This is a genomic window from Gluconobacter frateurii, from assembly GCF_002723955.1.
GTDB classification, from domain to species: domain Bacteria; phylum Pseudomonadota; class Alphaproteobacteria; order Acetobacterales; family Acetobacteraceae; genus Gluconobacter; species Gluconobacter frateurii.
Map to the genome: position 1 here is coordinate 892018 of NZ_BEWN01000001.1, position 17383 is coordinate 909400.

Annotated in this window: 14 protein-coding genes; 6 read left to right on the forward strand and 8 right to left on the reverse strand. The window is 55.8% G+C overall.

What is annotated here, in order from left to right:
* Positions 1-52: 52 nt before the first annotated feature.
* From mqo to metH, 4 genes are all read right to left on the reverse strand, one after another.
* The gene (gene mqo, locus GFR01_RS04110; RefSeq protein ID WP_099181361.1) at positions 53-1546 is read right to left on the reverse strand and encodes a malate dehydrogenase (quinone); all 1494 of its coding nucleotides are present in this window, start codon (positions 1544-1546) and stop codon (positions 53-55) included.
* Positions 1547-1588: 42 nt separating this feature from the next.
* Positions 1589-3007 carry an FAD-binding oxidoreductase gene (locus tag GFR01_RS04115; RefSeq protein ID WP_099181362.1) on the reverse strand — a complete coding sequence of 473 codons (1419 nt, stop codon included), beginning with the start codon at positions 3005-3007 and terminating at the stop codon, positions 1589-1591.
* Between the two features lie 138 nt (positions 3008-3145).
* Positions 3146-3394, reverse strand: a complete 249-nt coding sequence (locus GFR01_RS04120; RefSeq protein WP_007282164.1) for a hypothetical protein — start codon at positions 3392-3394, stop codon at positions 3146-3148.
* A gap of 20 nt (positions 3395-3414) precedes the next feature.
* A complete protein-coding gene (metH, locus tag GFR01_RS04125; protein ID WP_099181363.1) occupies positions 3415-6921 on the reverse strand; it encodes a methionine synthase in 3507 nt (1168 codons plus the stop codon).
* A gap of 190 nt (positions 6922-7111) precedes the next feature.
* Between metH and GFR01_RS04130 the strand changes: the two genes are divergently transcribed.
* Together GFR01_RS04130 and GFR01_RS04135 are read left to right on the forward strand one after the other, a co-directional pair.
* Complete coding sequence (locus GFR01_RS04130) at positions 7112-8017, forward strand: DMT family transporter (RefSeq protein WP_099181364.1); 906 nt, start codon at positions 7112-7114, stop codon at positions 8015-8017.
* 4 nt (positions 8018-8021) lie between these two features.
* Positions 8022-8363: a hypothetical protein gene (locus GFR01_RS04135; RefSeq protein ID WP_099181365.1), complete on the forward strand. Its 342-nt coding sequence runs from the start codon at positions 8022-8024 to the stop codon at positions 8361-8363.
* On the opposite strand, the gene GFR01_RS04140 is transcribed toward GFR01_RS04135, so the two are convergent.
* Positions 8360-9280, reverse strand: a complete 921-nt coding sequence (locus GFR01_RS04140) for a LysR family transcriptional regulator (protein ID WP_099181366.1) — start codon at positions 9278-9280, stop codon at positions 8360-8362. The two genes, GFR01_RS04135 and GFR01_RS04140, sit on opposite strands and share 4 nt — an antisense overlap.
* A gap of 101 nt (positions 9281-9381) precedes the next feature.
* Between GFR01_RS04140 and GFR01_RS04145 the strand changes: the two genes are divergently transcribed.
* The 3 genes from GFR01_RS04145 (at position 9382) to GFR01_RS04155 (ending at position 11551) form a co-directional block, all read left to right on the forward strand.
* Positions 9382-10206, forward strand: coding sequence for a DODA-type extradiol aromatic ring-opening family dioxygenase (locus tag GFR01_RS04145; protein WP_099181367.1), 825 nt, complete (start codon positions 9382-9384; stop codon positions 10204-10206).
* Positions 10207-10244: 38 nt separating this feature from the next.
* Complete coding sequence (locus tag GFR01_RS04150; RefSeq protein ID WP_099181368.1) at positions 10245-10847, forward strand: YceI family protein; 603 nt, start codon at positions 10245-10247, stop codon at positions 10845-10847.
* Between the two features lie 98 nt (positions 10848-10945).
* Positions 10946-11551 carry a glutathione binding-like protein gene (locus tag GFR01_RS04155; RefSeq protein ID WP_099181369.1) on the forward strand — a complete coding sequence of 202 codons (606 nt, stop codon included), beginning with the start codon at positions 10946-10948 and terminating at the stop codon, positions 11549-11551.
* Between the two features lie 582 nt (positions 11552-12133).
* Here the strand turns inward: GFR01_RS04155 and GFR01_RS04165 are convergent.
* Positions 12134-12556: an RcnB family protein gene (locus GFR01_RS04165; protein WP_063902888.1), complete on the reverse strand. Its 423-nt coding sequence runs from the start codon at positions 12554-12556 to the stop codon at positions 12134-12136.
* A 278-nt stretch (positions 12557-12834) separates the two neighbouring features.
* Here GFR01_RS04165 and GFR01_RS04170 point away from each other — a divergent pair, with 278 nt between their 5' ends.
* Entirely contained in the window at positions 12835-15030 is a 2196-nt protein-coding gene (locus GFR01_RS04170) for a TonB-dependent receptor (protein WP_174694652.1), read from the forward strand.
* Positions 15031-15045: 15 nt separating this feature from the next.
* Here GFR01_RS04170 and GFR01_RS04175 read toward each other — a convergent pair whose 3' ends face one another.
* Both GFR01_RS04175 and GFR01_RS04180 read right to left on the reverse strand, forming a co-directional pair.
* The gene (locus tag GFR01_RS04175; protein WP_063902887.1) at positions 15046-15684 is read right to left on the reverse strand and encodes a TetR family transcriptional regulator; all 639 of its coding nucleotides are present in this window, start codon (positions 15682-15684) and stop codon (positions 15046-15048) included.
* Positions 15681-17348, reverse strand: a complete 1668-nt coding sequence (locus tag GFR01_RS04180) for a SulP family inorganic anion transporter (protein ID WP_099181370.1) — start codon at positions 17346-17348, stop codon at positions 15681-15683. Before GFR01_RS04180 ends, GFR01_RS04175 begins: the two co-directional genes overlap by 4 nt.
* Positions 17349-17383: the final 35 nt, after the last annotated feature.

Consider the following 17383-nt stretch of genomic DNA (forward strand, 5'->3'; position numbering starts at 1 on the left):
GTTCGTCGGGGGACGATAACCGGCCTTTTTTATTGGGGCTGCGTCTGAGACATCAGTTTTCGATCTGCAAGGTTTGGGCTGTGTCCCGGCGAAGTGCACGGCAGAGGTCCGGATCGGTCTTCAGATCCACTCCATAAGCCGGGAAGATTTCTTTAAGACGGGGCAGCCACCCAGCCGTAGTCACGTTCTGCGGGAAGCATTTCTCAACGACCTGCAAAGCTACCGACGCAGCAATGGACGCACCCGGTGAGGCGCCAAGAACAGCCACAAGAGACTGGTCGGAACTGCGGACCAGCTCTGTCCCAAAGCGCAGGACACCGTGCAGTCCGTTATCCGGCTTGATGATCTGAACGCGTTGCCCTGCGACGATTTTCGTCCACTGACTCTCGCTTGCACGTGGGTAGAAGTTGAGAAGGGAGCGGAAGCGTTTGTGATCGCTCTGTGTGACTTCCCGAACCAGATAATTCATCAGAGACAGATTATCTTTGGCGGCTGTGACTGCAGGAATGATGTTTCCACCATTCAGGGACCGGAAATAATCCATCCATGAACCGCTCTTGAGAAACTTCGTGGAAAATCCGGCATAGGGCCCAAAGAGCAAGCAGGATTTGCCATCAATCACGCGGGTATCAAGGTGAGGGACGGACATGGGAGGCGATCCGACCGGGGCTTTTCCGTAAACCTTTGCATGGTGGCGTTGGGTGATGGCTGGATCAGTACACTGCAGCCACAGACCGCTGACCGGGAAGCCCGCGTATCGGTACGCTTCCGGGATACCGGATTTTTGAAGCAGGGGCAGGGCCGCCCCGCCCGCTCCAACAAAAACAAACCGCGTCAGAACGGAGCGCCTTGCACCCGTCTGCGTGTTGACCCCCGTCACACGCCACCGACCATCCGTTGTTTTGACGAGATCCGTAACACGGTGGCGATAGAAGCTATGGAAACCTGTTTCTTTTTCGAGGCTGGAAAACAGGCTGCGCGTTAGTGAACCGAAATCGACATCCGTTCCACTACGGATCCGCGTGGCTGCTACCGGGACGGACGGATCGCGCCCTTCCATGGCCAATGGAGCCCAGTCGGCAATCACAGCCGGGTCTTCGCTGTATTCCATTCCGTCAAAGCAGTGATGGCTGGCCATAGCGTCATATCTGGCCTTCAGGAACGCAACATCTTCCTTGCCCCAGACCAGACTGACATGCGGGCAGGCATGGATGAAGGAGCCAGCATCTGCGAGACGCCCGCTGCGAACCCAGTGAGACCAGAGCTGCCGGGAAATATCGAATTCCGTATTGACCGCCAGAGCCTTGGAGATGTCCACGCTGCCATCCGGGCGCTGCGGCGTATAATTCAGCTCACAGTTCCCCGCATGGCCTGTCCCGGCATTGTTCCAGGCTTTAGAGCTTTCCTGTCCGCAATGCTCCAGTGTTTCGAACATTGTGATGGACAGTTCGGGAGACAGTTCTTTCAGCAGTGCGGCGAACGTCGCACTCATGACACCGCCCCCGATCAGGACGACATCAGGGAACGTAGCGGAAGCTGAAGGCATTGGAGGCAGGGTCCGTAAAAGCAGAACAAAAGGAGGAGGCTCTTATCCTCTATAAACGGGTCCGTTGGGAAGCAATTTGCCCGGATTGAGGATGTGATGGGGGTCCATTGTGTTCTTCAGTGCCCGCATGACGCTAAGTGCGCCTTCTCCATGTTCGGTCGCCAAAAATTCCAGTTTCCCCATGCCGACCCCGTGCTCTCCGCTGCAGGAGCCATCAAGAGCTAAAGCACGGCCGACGATCTTCCGGTCCAGATCGAGCGCACGCTCATATCCTTCCGGCGTATGTTCCGTGATGATGAGGGTGTGAAAATTGCCGTCTCCGACATGGCCGAGAAGCGGAGCTTTCAGACCGGACGCTGCAATATCCTTCGAGACACCTTCAATCAATTCGCCAAGGCGGGAGATGGGGACGATGCAGTCCGTTGAAATCACGCGTGCTGTCGGGTCCAGCGCCTTGGCTGCCCAGAAGGCGTCATGCCGGGCTTTCCAGAGGCGTGCACGATCTTCCGCACTTTCGGCCCATGCAAACCCCAGGCCGTTGTTGGCGAGCGCAAGTTCCTCAGTAGCGCTGACCTGTTCCTGCACGGCCGCAGGCGCCCCGGCAAACTCGAAGAACAGCGTGGTGAGGGGAAGGAAGCCTTCGAGCTTCGAAAAGCGAATGGAGGCTTCCATCTGCACGCTGTCCATCAGTTCAACACGATTGATAGGGATGCCGCATTGGATGATTTCCATAGCCGTCTGGATGGCGTCATGCAGGTTTTCAAACTGGCAGACGGCGGCAGAGAGCGTGTCGGGGCGACCGTGCAGGCGAAGCTGGACTTCGGTAATGATACCCAGTGTGCCCTCTGAGCCGACGAAAAGCGATGTCAGGTCATAGCCCGTTGAGGATTTGCGGACGCGGCCCCCTGTGCGGATGATTTCGCCCGTTGCCAGTACAACGGTCAGACCGAGTACATTCTCTTTCATCGTTCCATAGCGCACGGCTGCCGTACCGGAGGCTCGGGTTGCGCACATGCCGCCAACCGTGGCCTCGCCGCCGGGGTCAACCGGGAAGAACAGACCGGTATCCCGGATCTGGGTATTGAGAGACTGCCGCGTAAGGCCGGCCTGAACGCGGCAATCCAGATCCTCGGCGTTCAATTCCACGATGGCCGTCATGCGGGACAGGTCGAGGCTGATGGCGTGCTCTGGTGGTGTGACATGCCCTTCAACGGATGTTCCTGCTCCAAAGGCAACGACAGGAACACGGGCGACGTGACATTCCTTCAAAACGGCCGAAACGTCCTCGGTGTTTTCCGCAAATATGACAGCAGCAGGAAGGCGCGCAGCATCCATGGCCTCACCGTGGCTGTGTTCCTCCAGAACGGAAGACGCTGTGCTGATCTGGTTTTCCAGCCGGGGGTGAAGGCGGGACAGAACAGTCTGAAGGCGTTCTTCGGCAGAGGGGGAGAGAACCGTCATGGAATATCCAGAATGAAAAATGAGTAATTTTGTAAAATTATTATAAATTCAATACCTGGAAAGACAAACTCTCTCTACCAGCTCCGCAGTAGAGCAAAAAAAACGCCCCATGGCGGGGCGTTTTGAAGGAGGAGGGAACTACCCGTTTCTGCGACGGTCCAGAAACAGGAGCAGCAGATAAGGCAGGAAAAAATAAAGCGCCATCACGACCATTAGTGGCTTGAGAAGCCAACCCATATCGGCGTGAAGAACGGACCGGCTGAACATGTTGGCGAGCCCCAGAAGACACGTCACGCAGAAAAGCCCGAAGAAGTTTGCGAAGAAACCACGCTCACCGTTGATTTGCCGAAGCTGGGTCAAAAGCCCGTCGATTTGCTGGGATGCCATGAGCGTGGGTCTCCGTTGGATCAGACTGTGAAGTATTTGGCGCGCGGATTCAGAATGACCAGAGCGGATGTCGATTGCTCCGGGTGAAGCTGGAACCCGTCAGACAGGGAAATACCGATCCGTTCCGCATCCAGAAGACGCAGGATGGGTTCCTGATCTTCAAGGCGCGGGCAGGCGGGATAACCGAAGGAATATCGTGATCCACGATAGGACTGGGAAAGCATTTTCTCCATGTCGCGGTCGTCTTCTGCAGCAAAGCCGAGTTCGGCACGGATGCGCTTGTGTGTGTACTCGGCCATGGCTTCCGCCATTTCGACCGAGAGGCCATGCAGGTACAGATAGTCCTGATAACGGTTGGCCTCGAACCATTCACGAGCCAGGTCAGACGCTTTCTGCCCAACCGTCACGACCTGAAGGCCGACGACATCGCGCTGTTCGTCGTTGATGTCCCGCACGAAGTCGGCAATGCACTCGCCGTCATCCTTGGGCTGGCGAGGCAGGGTGAAGCGGGCAGCTTCTGTTTTTCCGTCTTCTTCAAACAGGATGAGATCGTTCCCATCGCCAGCGGCTTTCCAGTAGCCGTAGATGGCCTGCGGGCGGAGAATGTTCTGCTCCGAATTCAGAGCCAGCATGCGCTTCAGGACGGGACGAAGTTCCGTCTTCGCGTAGTCCATGAATTCTTCAAGGGTACGGCCCTGTTTCCGGAAGCCCCACTGGAACTGATAAAGCGAGCGCTCATTCAGGAATGGCAGAACGGCGTTGGGCGTAGCTTCCACCAGACGCGCGCCCCAGAACGGCGGCTCAAGCGGGGGAAGCTCGCCCGCAACACGGTTCCGGCGTTCGCGGGCCGCAGCCGGGTCCACGACGCCGAAACCACGCGTCTCTGCCGTCTCGGGTGCACGGGCATTCTTGCGGCTGGCCTTGCCGGCACGGCGCGTCTGGATGGCGCTCAGATAACCGTCAAATTCCTTCTGGGAGATCTTGTCCATGAGGGAGAGGCCATCGAATGCGTCTCTGGCATAAGCCACGCGACCGGGCTCCTTGCCACCATAGGACAGCGCGCATTCTTCCTCGACGTAATTTCGCGTCAGGGCGGCGCCCCCCAGGATGACGGGAACATCAAAGCCCTGACGTCTCATCTCTTCCAGGTTTTCACGCATGATGACCGTGGATTTGACCAGCAGCCCGGACATGCCAATGGCATCGGCCTTGTGCTCCTTAACCGCCGTGATCATGTCTGCCAGCGGAACCTTGATGCCAAGATTAATGACCTGATACCCGTTATTGGTCAGGATGATATCGACAAGGTTTTTACCGATGTCGTGAACGTCGCCCTTCACGGTCGCCAGAACCATCGTACCACGATGCTGACCCTCGACACGTTCCATATGCGGTTCGAGCCACGCAACGGCGGTTTTCATGGTCTCGGCAGATTGCAGCACGAACGGAAGCTGCATTTTGCCCGAACCAAACAGCTCACCAACAACCTTCATGCCATCCAGAAGCACGTTGTTGATGATGTCCAGCGCGGGCATTTCCTGCATTGCGGCTTCGAGGTCTTCCTCAATGCCCTTTCGGTCACCATCGACAATGCGGTCCTTGAGGCGCTCGACCGGGGTTTCGGCGCGACGCTTCTTGACGGCATCGGCGGCCTTACGTCCTGCGAACAGTTCAAGGAGCTTCTGGAGTGGGTCGTAATCCTCGGTCCGGCGATCAAAAATCAGGTCCTCGGCGACCTTGACCTCCTCAGGTGCAATCAGATGCAGCGGACGGATTTTGGAGACATGGACAATAGCGCCTGTCATGCCTGCCTTGACGGCATGGTCAAGGAAGACAGAATTCAGGACAGCACGCGCGGCCGGGTTCAGACCGAAGGAAATGTTAGAAAGACCAAGGATGATCTGGATGTCCGGGAATTTGTCCCGGATCATGCGGATACCTTCAAGCGTCCACTGGCCCAGCTTCCGATCGTCTTCCACACCGGTGGCGATCGTGAAGGTGAGGGGGTCGATCATCAGGTCAGACTGCGGCAGCCCATACTGATTGCAGGCGAAATCGACGAGGCGTTCAGCGATGCGCAGCTTGTCCTGCGGCTCCTTCGCCATACCAACTTCGTCAATCGTCAGGGCGATCATGGCAGCGCCGAACTTTCGCGCCAGCTTCATGCGGTCGTGCGCGTGATCTTCCCCATCTTCGAAATTGATGGAGTTGATGATCGGCTTGCCACCATGCAGCTTCAGAGCGGCTTCGATAACGGGAGTTTCCGTTGAGTCGATCACGAGTGGCGCATTCACAGAGGACGTGAACCGGGTAATGATTTCGCTCATTTCCGCGGTTTCGTTGCGTCCTACGAAGGCTGTGCAGATGTCGAGCGCGTTGGAACCCTCGGCAGCCTGTTCACGGCCTACGGCAACGCAGCCATCCCAGTCACCGCTCTCTTGCAGTTCGCGCCATTTCTTTGAACCGTTGGCATTGCAGCGCTCACCAATCGAGAAATAACTGTTTTCCTGCCGCAGAGGGGTCTGGGTGTAGAGGCTGGAAACGGACGGCATCCAGATCGTGCTACGCTTGACGGGCGCAGGACGATATTTGTCGCCACCTACACGACGCAGCATGCCCTCCAGGGCCTGAATATGTGGTGTAGATGTTCCACAGCAGCCGCCAATCAGGTTCAGCCCGTCTTCGCGAACAAAACGCTCCATCCAGACAGCCATTTCAGCCGGGCTGAGCGGGTAGACCGTCTTGCCATCAACCAGTTCCGGCAGTCCGGCATTGGGCTGCATGGAGATCAAGCCCGGCCAGTTTTCGGACAGCCAGCGCACATGCTCGGCCATTTCCTGCGGACCGGTTGCACAGTTCAGGCCGAGGGACGGAACATCAAGCGCGTTAACGGTCGTCGCAGCGGCGGCAATATCTGGCCCCACGAGAAGGGTGCCGGTCGTCTCAACCGTCACCTGGACGAAAATCGGTGCGTCCGATCCAAGCTCGATCCGGGCGATCTTTGCGGCGTTCACCGCAGCCTTGATCTGGAGCGTGTCCTGACAGGTCTCAATCAGGAAGCCGTCTACGCCACCGTCAATCAGGCCACGGCATTGCTCAAGCAGACCCGCTTCAAGCGTGTCGTAGTCGATGTTCCCTAGTGTTGGAAGTTTCGTGCCCGGCCCGATGGACCCCATGACGTAACGGTGGCGGTCGTCCGAGAACGTGTCTGCGGCTTCCCTTGCCAGAGTGGCGGCGACGCGGTTGATTTCACGGGCGCGATCCTGAAGACCGAACTCGGCCAGCGTGACGATGGAGCCGCCGAACGTATTGGTCTCCACCATGTCCGCGCCAGCTTCGAAATAGCCGCGATGAATTTCACGAACCAGTTCCGGGCGGGACAGGTTCAGGATTTCCGTACAGTTTTCCTGCCCCCAGTAGTCTTTTTCAACTTCCAGATCGAGCATCTGCACACGCGATCCCATACCACCATCACAGAGCAGAACCTGGTCTGACAGGGCATCAAGAAGATGGGGACGTGAGGACATTGAGGCGCTCTTCAAGAAGGAAACGGAACAGGACAGACCATGACGCGGGCATAGTCTGCGTCGGAGGTTCGTCTGTATAACGGTTCCCGGAAGCTGCTGGCAAACCGGATCTCTCTTGTCCTTCTTTTGGACCTCCTGTCATAATGAGGAACGCCTCCCCGCGGGGACACATATTTGCTACGGCATTGTAATGACAAATTCAGTTGGTCGCTTTCTTCTCCTTTTTGTAGCTGTCGCCATTCTGTCGTGGGCCAGTGCCTACCCGGTTGTGCGAATTGCTCTTCATGATTTTGCGCCTATTCCTCTGGCTGCCCTGCGTTATGCGATTGCGGCGGTTATCGCGGGAGGATGGCTTATCTGGAAGCGACCGGCACGTTTGCGTCTCTCTGACGTGCCACAGGTTCTGGCCTGTGGTGTGGTCGGTATCACGCTGTACAACATCTTCTTTAACTGCGGAGAAATGACAGTTTCGGCTGGTGCGGCGAGCCTTCTCATCAGTGCGGCCCCCCTTATGGCTGGTCTGATGGCCATGGCATTTCTTGGGGAGCGGATGTCTCTCTGGGGCTGGGCCGGGTCTGTTCTCAGTTTTGCAGGTGTGGTCCTGATCGCAGAAGGGCAGTCAGGCGGGTTGTCTTTCGGCTCCGGCGCGACACTGGTCTTCGGGGCTGCCGTCTGTGGGGCGCTCTACACCAATCTGCAGAAGGGTCTCATTCACCGATATGGTGCGCTGACAACGATTGCTTATGTGCTGATCAGTGGAGCCCTGTTTCTCAGCCCGTGGCTTCCGGCTGGAATCAGCAGTTTCGTCCATGGGTCTTTTGCAAGTCAGGTCTCCGTACTGGAGCTGGGTATTTTCCCAGCGGCTATCGGGTACGCAGCGTGGGCCTTCGTCATTGGCCATCTGGGGGCGACACGCGGAGCTGCGCTGCTTTATCTCCTGCCACCCGTGACAATGCTTCTGGCCTATATTTTGACGAATGAAATCCCGACGGTGCGAACGCTGTTGGGTGGGGCAATCGTTATGGCGGGTGTGGTTCTGACCAACACCTGGGGAAGGCGCCCTGTAGTCGCCAAAGCTGGTCGGACGGCGGGATAACGGGATGCAGCTTTCGGTTTGTGTTGTGACGGATCTGTCAGACTGGCCGCTGACGCGTCGGTCTGACGCCGTGCTGGTCGCGGATCAGGTGGAAGAGGGCTGGGCGAGGCAGATTTCGCTTCCCCCACCGTCTCCGTTTCGCAAAATCCATGGGGCCGGTTGCTCCTGTTGTTCCCGGGAAGGCCTGTCCGTCACAATGGCACAGCTCTTTCAGGACCGCGTTCTGGGTGTTGGTTATCCCTTCAGTACCGTTGTGCTTCTCGTGAAGGTGGACGAACGCCCAGAGGTACTTGGCATGCTGGAGCAGGATGTCCTCGTTCGTGCCCGATACCGCCTTCAGGACTAAGTAAAGACCCGTTCCCATGGTGGAACAGGGGCATAGTGTTCTGCCAGAAAGTCGATCATGGCCCTGACTTTCAGAGGAACATGCGTGGTTGGAACATAGACGGCATGCAGGTCAGGCCCATCCAGAACTGGCATGTCGAGAGTGATGGGGCGTAATAATCCGGCACGAAGTTCGTCCGCCACGATAAAGGTCGGCTGATATAGGATGCCTTGGCCCGCAAGGGCTGCCGTTCTCAGAATGTCCCCGTTATTTGCTCTTAAAGTGCTCTGGATGGGGATGGTGCGCTCTCCCTTCCGGCCAAAGCTCCAGTGCGTCGAGCCCACGGCATCGCTCAATGTATATCCCAGGCAGGCATGCTGCTGAAGGTCACTGACTGTTTTCGGGGTGCCATGCTGTTTCAGATAGGAGGGAGCAGCGCAGAGTGTGAAAGTAATGTGAGCAAGCCGGCGGGCCTTGAGGCTGCTGGGAGGGAGATGGCCAATGCGTAAGGTCAGATCCCAGCCCTCCGTAATGGGATCAACCCGACGGTCATCCACACCAAGTTCAACCGTCACAAGCGGATATCTTCGGCTGAAGTCCGGCAACAGTGGTGCGACATAGCGGATTGCAAAAGAAACTGGCGTGTTTAGCCGCAGCAGACCTCGCGGCTCCAGAGCTTCGGCGGATACTTCCTGTTCCATGTCTTCCAGGCTGGAAAGCAGGTTCTGGCAACGGTCCAGATAAAGGCGCCCTGGCTCCGTTAAGGAAAGGCGCCGGGTGCTGCGGTGGAACAGCGAGATGCCAAGATGGTCTTCAAGAGCTGACACATGCTTGGTAACCATCGTCTGCGAGAGTCCGAAAGAGCGGGCAGCCGCTGCGAAACTCCCTTGTCCGACGACCCGGACAAAAACCTGCATACTGGTAATACGATCCAGCATTTCATACCCCGGGTGTTAGATGACTTTCCTGAAGTCAGGATTATCGTTGCACCAGTTTGATGACAACCTGCCCCTTAAGAGATGAAGGGAGGCAGCTTCTCATGACAGACATTTCAGCGACGAAAGTCGACGTGGAGCGGCAGCCCGTTCTTTTCATACCCCATGGTGGTGGCCCATGCTTTTTCATGGATTGGCCTCACGTCTGGGATCGTATGGGAGAGCACCTGCGTGGTATTGGAAAGACCTTGCCTCGTCGCCCATCGGCGATTGTCGTCATGTCCGCACATTGGGAAACTGATCGCCCAACCGTTACGTCAGGCAAAGCACCTCCACTAATCTACGACTATTATGGGTTCCCGGAGCATACCTACGCGCTCCAGTATCCCGCTCCTGGATCACCAGTTCTGGCAAACCAAGTTCGGCGTCTTCTGGAGCGCGCTGGTATTGCCGGTGATGAAGATGATCAGCGCGGGTTTGACCACGGGGTGTTCATACCCTTTATGCTTGCTTTCCCTGAAGCTGACATCCCCGTGGTGGAATTGTCTCTGCCCCATCATGCTTCAGCAGAAGATGTCATGAAAATCGGCCGAGCACTTGAGCCTTTGCGGGATGAGAATGTCCTGCTGGTTGGGGCGGGCATGTCCTATCATAATCTGCGACGCTTTCTACGACCTGATGCTGAAGCCGACAGGCAGTCCATACAGTTTGATGGCTGGCTGACTAAAGCGGTCGAGGCTGCGCCATCTCAGCGTGCGTTGTTGCTCGCTTCATGGGAAGACGCGCCCTGCGCAAGGGTGTGTCATCCAGAAGCAGAGCATCTGATGCCATTGATGTTTGTCGCTGGAGCCGCAGGAATTGATCCGGGTTCTCGCGACTACAGTGATACCGTCATGGGAAAGGCGTTGTCCGGCTTCCGTTTCGGCTGACACCATTTTCTTTTTTAACGTCCAGAAAGGGCTTTGTTATGAAGATACTTCTCTCCGGGGCCATGGCCGCTCTTTCGCTTACTCTGGCTGCTTCCAGCGCCCTGGCGGCTGCCCCGGCAGATGTCAAATCTGGCACCTATAAGGTTGAAGCCGGTCATACACAGGTCGATTTTTCCGTCCTGCATTTCGGCTTCACATACTATTCGGGCCAGTTTTCAAACGTCAGTGGTAGCCTGAAGCTTGATGCTGCTCATCCTTCGGCTTCGAAGCTGTCGGTGACCATCCCCGTTTCCAGTGTTTCGACGTCCAGCACAGTCCTGACGGACGAACTGAAGAACAATGAATGGTTCAATGCCGCCAAGTACCCTGATGCGACGTTTGTCTCGACACAGGTTTCTCCGGCCGGTGCAGAAGACGCGGTTGTGAGTGGCAATCTCACGCTTCATGGTGTCACCAGGCCTGTTGTGCTGCATGTGCACTTCGTTGGCGCAGGTGTGAACCCGATGGATAAGGCCTACACAGTCGGTTTCCAGGCCACGGGAACAATCCATCGCAGCGACTTCGGAGTGAAGAAGTATGTGCCTTATGTCAGCGATGACGTGAACCTGACGATTGCCGGTGCATTCGAAAAGCAGCCGTAAGCGTTCAGGTGAGGGAAGGCGTGAGGCTGCGGCCTTTCGTCTTTCACTCTGCTGAGTAAACGCAACTCGGTACACGTTCCGCAGATGAGGAGAACACCATGAAGCTGTATTACAAGCCGGGCGCCTGTTCACTGGCCACCCATATCATTCTGAATGAGATCGGGAAGCCTTACAGTCTTGAGAAGGTGGATACATCCACCAAAAAAACTGAAACCGGCGCAGATTACCTGCTCATCAATCCACGCGGTGCAGTTCCGGCAATCGAGATTGAGCCCGGTGTCGTTCTGACGCAGAATTCGGCTATCCTTCAATATGTCGGGGACCATGCCGATATTGCTGCGTTCAAACCCGTTTATGGTTCCATGGAACGCGCCCGCCTACAGGAAGCGCTCGGCTTTTGTGGAGACCTGCATAGCGCGTTTGGCGGATTGTTTGCGCCGGGCCTGACGGAGGAGGCCGAGAAATCTGTTCATGAGCAGATCCATCGCCGGATGAGCCAGTTTGAACAGATGCTCTCTGATGATCATGCTTATTGGTTAGGCGATGATTTCACACAAGCCGATGCCTATGCGGCTGTCATCATGACATGGGCTGTATTCAAGAAGGTGGATATTTCCCATCATCGCAAAGCGTGGGCACTGAGAGAAAAGGTCATGGCACGCCCGTCTGCGAAGCGTGCGTTTCAGGAAGAAGGGCTCGCCTGAGACGCAAAAATGGTCAAGCCGGATTTTTGTTAATCCGGCTTTTCAGGCAGGGTAGGGAAGACCTATCGAACGCTGTCAATATGGTATCCGTTGGCCATGCGGTAGGTAATCAAAAAGTGCTTTCTTGTCTTGTGACTCTCGTACCATTCGGCTGAGAAATAATTGCTTAAGGGGTGGCCGTGGAGATTATAAGTCACTTTGTATGAGACAGGGTCATCACTGTCCCCGGTGATCTTCTCAACACTGATAACCGTAGCAATCGCGACATGCGTGATTGAATCATCACCCGAAACTTTCTCCCAACCCAGCCAGCCAAATATGCTTAAGGCCACAACCAGGACGAGCGCCGCGCATAGGCCTAGCCAGTCCTTGGAGTTAGGTGAGAGCGGCATAGAGGCACCTTCCTGAAAACATCAGATGCACATATCCAGATCACTCTTCTTACGCATCTAAAATATTCTTTTATGGGAGAACGGTGTTGGGCCAGAGCGCCGAAACTGTCGAGCTTTGAACTGTGGAAAATAATGTCGTTCAGGAATAAGAAAAGGCCCGGGTCAATATTCACCCGAGCCTGTCTGTACCTCAGTAAGGACCAGGACCAGGGGGTGGCGGGGGAACCGGCTGATATCCCGGAGCCACTGGCTGTGGGCTGGCAATCACGCCCCCTACAACACCCGCAATAATACCGGTTGTGACAGCTGTTAACAGATATTGGTTTCCGTATTGCATCCAGTAGTACCCACGGGGAGGCTGCCAGAGACCCGGATGACCGCGCCAGTTGTTGACAATCCATCCATTATTCCGCGGTCCTGTGTAACGTTCGCCCTTACGCCACACCCGGTTACGATCAAACGAATTTGGACCTCCATTGTGACCGCCCCGGTTTTGGAAGCCACCTGGTCCACCCGGGCCGCCGGGACCTCCATGTGGGTCAGCGGACGCTGAGTTAATCGTGATTGCCAGCATGCAGCTCATCAAAGTGCCAGCGATAATTTTTTTACGCATAAATTGCCTTTCTCAACATGGTCCGGCGCAGCAGAGCCGTTTATCCGAACATGTTCTTGAGAGAGATATGAAGGGCGCAGCGTGGCAGTAATATGGCGTATCTCACGAGGGACAATCTCGGATTGTAACAGAATTCCGGTCAAACTGTGCCAGATTGGAAACACCTGGCCTGGAAAACTGCAATTTCATATGGAAAATAGGTTCATATAAATTGTGGCACTCAGTGCCAAAATGTAGAAGGTCCAGAGAATCTAAAAGACAGCATACAGGATAATGGAATGAAAATCTCGCGGCTTGCGATGTGTCTTCTGGCTGGCTCTGTCATGAGCAGCTTCTCGGTACACGCTGCGGAGACCCAGGCGGATGTCCCGAAACATCCGTCATCTTCAAAAAAAGCCGTAAGTGCGCCGAAAGCCGAGCAGATTACTGTTCATCGTCGGAGTGGAAGTGGAACGGTTGCAGACTACCGGACGAAGGAGGCTTCGCTCGGCCCACTCGGAACACGTTCCATTCTGGATACGCCAATGTCCGTGATGGTGGTGCCGCATGATGTTCTGGTCAATCAGCAGGTCAGAAACATCAATGATCTTGTTGCTTTTGTTCCGTCTGCCCAGCTTGAAATGCGCGGAGATCCGAATACCAGTCGGCCGCAGTCCCGTGGGTTTGAAGGGGACGTGATTTCCAACTCCCGGATGGATGGCCTCAACATGGTCATCACCACGCCTTATGCAGCCGAGCAGTTTGATAGTCTGCAGGTGCTTAACGGGCTGTCTGGTGCTGTGTATGGGCCGCAAAACCCTGCTGGCACGTTTGATTTCACCCTGAAGCGGCCGACGGATCGCAAAACGGAGCGTTTTGTTGTCGGCGTGGATTCAAACGGTGCTCCGATGGAGAGCGTCGATGTTTCCGGGCGTGTAGGGCACAACAAGTGGTTTGGATACCGCCTAAATCTGCTGAATCAGAACGGGGAAGGATACGTCGCGGACTCTCACATGCGCCGTGATCTGGTGAGCGGGGATTTCGATATTCATCTTTCGCCCAAAACCGTTATTCAAATTGATGCCAGCCAGTACACCTACGCGCAGCGTGGTTATCCGGGCGGCTTTTCTTACAGCACGGCTATTCAGCTTCCGAACGCCCCTGACCTGAGCCAGAAGGGCTACGGCCAGAAGCAGGCTGGCTACAATATGGAAACTGACACCGCCCTGATGAAGATCATTCATCATTTCAATGATGACTGGAGCCTGAAGCTCGGTGGTATGTGGGAAAATGCGGGTAGAAATGTCTTTAGTGTCGGTAATCAACTGCTGAATTCCTCCGGGCGCTATAATCAGACGATTTCGGCAGCTACGACGGCCAATGACTTTGTCTCCGGCAGCAACATGGCCTACCTGAATGGTGTGTTCCATACTGGCCCGCTGAAGCATCAGATTGAGATCGGAACAAATGGCTACGTTATGGGGAACTACAACCCGACGTCGTCCACAGGGAATATTACGCTGGGGCAAGCCACGATCGGCAACCCGCAGACCGTTTCCAGCGCCCAGCCTTATTATTCCGGGCGCTATAAGTCTGCGGACACCATGACCCAGTCCCTTCTGGCGGGGGATACGATTTCCCTTGGCAAGCACTGGTCCATCATGGGGACACTGGCCTGGAGCTGGCTGAGTACCAACAACTATTCCACAGCGGCCGTCAAAACATCAACGTATAGTCGTTCCGCGGCCTTTAGCCCGATGACGAGCCTGATTTATAAGCCCACATCTAATCAGACGGCCTATTTCACATGGGGTCGCTCCCTGCAGGCCGGGACCACGGCTCCAACAGGGTCTGTGAACGTCAATGAAGTGACGGCCCCGCTACGGTCGGAAGAATATGAAGTTGGTTACAAGATCCTTGTTGCCAAACGACTCCAGCTGAATGTCGCAGGCTTCCGCATGTCCCGTCCGTTCGGTTTCACGGACCCTGTCACTTATGTGTATGCCAATTATGGCATCCAGCGGAACTATGGTGTTGAGTTTCAGGCTTCCGGAAATATCACCGAAAACCTGAGCGTTCTCGGCGGCATGACGTGGCTTGATGCGCAGCTTCTCAATACTGGTGTGGCCAAGACGGCTTACAAGCAGGTCGTCGGTGTTCCACCCCTTATGGCGAATGTTCTGCTGGACTATCGCCTGCCGTTCCTGAAGGGTGGTGCGGTGAATGCAAATGTTCATTACATGGGGCGTCGTGCGGCGAATGTTTATAACACGACGTTTGCACCGTCTTATGTGACGCTTGATCTGGGGGCTCGTTACGCAACGCATGTCTATCAGCAGCCGCTGGTCTTCCGCTTCGGAGTCGATAACGTAACGAACCAGAGCTACTGGGCATCCGTCTATCCCTCCAGCATCAATGGCGGCGGGACGGCTACCAACTCCGCAGTGGCAGGCCTGCCGAGAACCTACCACTTCTCCATCGAACTGGATCTCTAAGCCATATGAGCCCTTTCAGCCAAGGCTGAGAGGGCTGTCTTCCATCCACAGAAGGGGATGAAAGGTAAAGGCGCGGCGCAGCAGATCTTCCAGATCGGCTTTGCCTTCCGTTTTCATCCATTCATCAACGGCCGTCCGATATGTTGCAATGGCCGTACGGGCAATTAGCCGCGCGGCAAGAGACGGCATATCGGTAGGGGGGAGGCGCGCCATCAGAGCTTTAGCCAGCGCTTCTTCCCATTCCTCATATTTCTGCAAACTGACGCTGCGTAATGCTGGTTCAAGTTCCAGAAGCTGAACAAGGGCATAAGCGTATTCTCTGTTTGCCGTAATACGGTGCACCACGGGCAAAAGTGCCAGCAGCACCATGTCCTGAAGAGAAGCGTCCGGGCTGGCTGAGGCGATCGCGTTCTTGAGTGCCTCGGTCATTTCACTGGTCCAGGCGAGGATGATGTCGCCTTTTCCCGAAAAATAGCGGAACAGAGTCCGACGGGAGACATTCGCGGCTTCAGCAATCTGCTCGACAGACGTTTCCTCGTATCCCTGCGTTGAGAATAGCCGCAAGGCTTCCCAGGCCAGAGCTGTAGCCGTCCGATCCTTCTTGCTTTGACGTCGGGTGAGATCTTTCTTCTCGTCCTGTTGACCATCCATCATGGCGTGGCAACAGCCTGAATGGATTGACGAGCGGCAGCCAAAGCGGTGTGGAGTTCCTCAAACAGGTTTTCGGCGCCAATCGCGCCTACAAGCCGATGACGGTTCATGTCTGCTTTCAGCTCTGGACTGACACGCCCGAAAAACATCCTGACTCCTCGTTGGTTGAGATTTTTGAGGAGGGCACGCAGATCCTCCGCAGCCGAATAATCAATATCCGTGATCGGGCTGCACTCTACCACAATACAGCGCACGGGATGAGGGGCCTCATTCAGGAGCGTTAGAACGTCCCGGCTGAACCGGGCCGAGTTCGCATAAAACAGGTCTGCACAAAAGCGAAAAATGATGAGACCGGGTTGAGTTTCGAGACCACCATGGGCTGGAACTGACTCAAGGGCTCCCGTTGCTCCGAAAGGCTGAAGAACCGCTGTATGAGGCGCGTAGCTGTGGCGCACGTGGCGGAAAAGTGAGAGGGCAATGGCCATGAGAATGCCTTGCTCAACCCCGGCGCCCAGAACAACGACGGCAGTTGTTAGGGCGAGCCAGAATTCTCCGGGGCTTTCACGGCGGATAGCCAGCAGCGCACGGACTTCAACCATGCCGATTGCTACAGTGAAAACAATGGCAGCCAGAACGCATTGGGGTAGGTACTGCAAGGGGGCGCTGAAAAAGAGCAGAACAAGCAGGGTAATGGCTGCGAAAGTCAGTTGCGCAACCTGACTGCGGGCGCCGGACCGAACGGCCATGGCTGTCTGCGTGGGGCTGCCGTTAACTGTGAACGTTCCACTGAATGCCGCCGCTGCATTGGCAATCCACAAACCTTCCAGGTCCCTGTTTTCGTCAAGCGTTTCGTTGAAATGTGTCGCGAAAGACCGGGAGGTTGCCGCACTCTGCGTGATGATCACGAAAACGCAGGATGCAGCGACCGGAAGAAGAGAGACAAACTCATTCCAGCCAATGATCGGCAACTGGAGATGAGGAAGGCCTCCACTGATAGGCCCGAGTGTAGAGATGCCAAAATGTGAAAGTCCGGCATATTTGCTAAGAACTATGCTTCCGGTGACCACGCATAATGCAGCGGGAAAGCGCGGACGAAAGCGGTTAAGAAGCAGTATGACACCGATTGTGACTGCTGCAATACAGGCTGAAGCGCCATTGGCGTGATGCAGGTTGGCCAAGGTCTGCGCAAGCTGGCGAATGGGATTATGGGCATTAGTCTGAACGCCGAGCAGTTCATGAAGCATGGCGATCATGATCTGGAGCCCCACACCCGTCATGAAGCCAATCAGAACCGTGCGGGACAGGAAATCTGCCAGAAAGCCAAGCCGGAACAGGCGCGCGACAAGAAGGAGCGCTGCTACCATCAGTGCTGTAGCGCTAACGAGCGTTATGTAATGAGCGCTGCCGAGCGGGGCCAGGGCATTGAGTGAGCCTGAGAGGATGGCCGCCGTGGCAGAATCTGCTGCGACGACGAGGTGTTTGGACGATCCGAAAAGAGCAAAACCCGCCAACGGAAGCAGGACGGTATAGAGACCCGTCACTGCTGGCATGGCTGCTATTCGGGCGTAACCCAGCACCTGCGGAACGTTAGTAAAGGCAAGAGACAACCCGGCGAGAATGTCACTCCGCCACGTGGCGGGAAGAACGTTGCGCCAAGACTGCCTCATAGTGTTTGCCTTTCGGACGCTCTGCCGGATCCTGA